At 49.8% G+C, this 2,500-nt stretch carries 1 protein-coding gene and 1 rRNA gene; one reads left to right on the forward strand and one right to left on the reverse strand.

What is annotated here, in order from left to right:
* Window positions 1–23 precede the first annotated feature (23 nt).
* Window positions 24–509 (reverse strand): hypothetical protein, encoded by a 486-nt coding sequence (locus MoGM_RS12880; protein WP_158249525.1) that lies wholly within the window; start codon window positions 507–509, stop codon window positions 24–26.
* A gap of 379 nt (window positions 510–888) precedes the next feature.
* Between MoGM_RS12880 and MoGM_RS00395 the strand changes: the two genes are divergently transcribed.
* Window positions 889–2,420, forward strand: a 16S ribosomal RNA gene (locus MoGM_RS00395).
* Window positions 2,421–2,500: the final 80 nt, after the last annotated feature.

The following is a 2,500-nucleotide window of genomic DNA, read 5'->3' on the forward strand; positions in this document are numbered from 1 at the left end:
TTTTGTATCAACAACCTTTATTATTATCCTTTGTCATTGTCTTTATTCGTTTTTTCATTCTTACGGTCTTTTTTTTTTGTCTTCGTGTTTCTCCGTTGCGTTTTGTTTTTGTTCTTCCTTTTGTTTTTGTTCTTCCTGTCTATATCATATATGATACCGTGATTTTGTTTTATGGCTGCCGTTCCTTTCATTGGTTGTCCCTTTTTTTCTGTTTTGTATATTGGTTTTCTTTTTGTCTCTTTTATCTTTTCCCCTTTCCCCTTTGTTCTTTGTCTTTCATCCTTTCCTTGTCTGTTCTTTTTCTGTTCCTTTCCTGTTTTTCTCTTTCCTTGCATGTTTTGCTCCTTGTTTCTTTTTCTGTTTTTTTCTTTGGCCTGTCTTTCCTCTTTTGACCTTGTCCTTCTTTTCTCTACTTCTTTCTTTTTTTGTCGTATTTCATTTTCCTTTTCATTTGTTTGTTTTTTGTGTTTTTGTCTTGTTTTCGTGCTGTTTTCCTTGACCTGCGTCAATTTAGTATAAAATTACCGTTGTTTTTCGAATTTTTTCTTAAAATTATTTGGTTTGTATCCTTAAAGTCCTTACCTTTGCATCCGCTTTCAGGGTTGAAGCCCTGGTGAGCGTTAAGAGAGAGTTCTTTGACAGACTGAATAACAGAGAAAGTAGTAGTACAAGAAGCGTGCGCGCCGCCTGTCTTTTTTTTTAAATTGGCTTGCGCCGCGCATGGGTAAACGAACAGATATGATCTGACCGTCATTCCGGCCTCGGGCTTTTGTCCCTGGTCGGTGAATTAGAATAGTACTCGGAGCGTCCTGGACAGACATTCTCTCCTTTCGCCCTTTCCGTTTTTTTTCGGTTCGGCGCGTATGGAGTCTATAACTTATATATTTTACAATGTAGAGTTTGATCCTGGCTCAGGATGAACGCTAGCTACAGGCTTAACACATGCAAGTCGAGGGGCAGCATGGCCTATCTTTCGGGATGGGCCGATGGCGACCGGCGCACGGGTGAGTAACGCGTATCCAACCTTCCCTTTACTGGGGTCCAGCCCGTCGAAAGGCGGATTAATCCCCCATGTTCTCCGTCCCGGACATCTGTGTCGGAGCAAAGATTTATCGGTAAAGGATGGGGATGCGTCCGATTAGCTTGTTGGCGGGGTAACGGCCCACCAAGGCATCGATCGGTAGGGGTTCTGAGAGGAAGGTCCCCCACACTGGAACTGAGACACGGTCCAGACTCCTACGGGAGGCAGCAGTGAGGAATATTGGTCAATGGCCGTAAGGCTGAACCAGCCAAGTAGCGTGAGGGAAGACTGCCCTATGGGTTGTAAACCTCTTTTATGCGGGGATAAAGGTGTCCACGTGTGGATGTTTGCAGGTACCGCATGAATAAGGACCGGCTAATTCCGTGCCAGCAGCCGCGGTAATACGGAAGGTCCGGGCGTTATCCGGATTTATTGGGTTTAAAGGGAGCGTAGGCCGGTCTTTAAGCGTGCCGTGAAATTTTGTGGCTCAACCATGAGAGTGCGGCGCGAACTGGAGACCTTGAGTGCGCGGAAGGCAGGCGGAATTCGTGGTGTAGCGGTGAAATGCTTAGATATCACGAAGAACCCCGATTGCGAAGGCAGCCTGCCGCAGCGTTACTGACGCTGAAGCTCGAAAGCGCGGGTATCGAACAGGATTAGATACCCTGGTAGTCCGCGCGGTAAACGATGGATGCCCGCTGTCGGCGATATACAGTCGGCGGCCAAGCGAAAGCGTTAAGCATCCCACCTGGGGAGTACGCCGGCAACGGTGAAACTCAAAGGAATTGACGGGGGCCCGCACAAGCGGAGGAACATGTGGTTTAATTCGATGATACGCGAGGAACCTTACCCGGGCTTGAATTGCAGAGGAAAGATCCAGAGATGGTGATGCCCTTCGGGGCCTCTGTGAAGGTGCTGCATGGTTGTCGTCAGCTCGTGCCGTGAGGTGTCGGCTTAAGTGCCATAACGAGCGCAACCCCTTTCCCTAGTTGCCATCGGTTCTAGCCGGGCACTCTGGGGACACTGCCTCCGCAAGGAGTGAGGAAGGTGGGGATGACGTCAAATCAGCACGGCCCTTACGTCCGGGGCTACACACGTGTTACAATGGGTGATACAGAGGGCCGGCCGCTGGCAACATCGGTCCAATCCTTAAAGTCATCCTCAGTTCGGACTGGGGTCTGCAACCCGACCCCACGAAGCTGGATTCGCTAGTAATCGCGCATCAGCCATGGCGCGGTGAATACGTTCCCGGGCCTTGTACACACCGCCCGTCAAGCCATGAAAGCCGGGGGCGCCTGAAGTCCGTGACCGCGAGGGTCGGCCTAGGGTGAAACCGGTGATTGGGGCTAAGTCGTAACAAGGTAGCCGTACCGGAAGGTGCGGCTGGAACACCTCCTTTCTGGAGAGACGTTTCGGGTATGGTCGCTCATGTCTTTGACGTCCCCTCGGTCTTCTTGTACTCACACACTCTGTATCAGA

Origin of the sequence: Prevotella sp. MGM1, from assembly GCF_002933775.1 — a bacterium.
Classification (GTDB): domain Bacteria; phylum Bacteroidota; class Bacteroidia; order Bacteroidales; family Bacteroidaceae; genus Prevotella.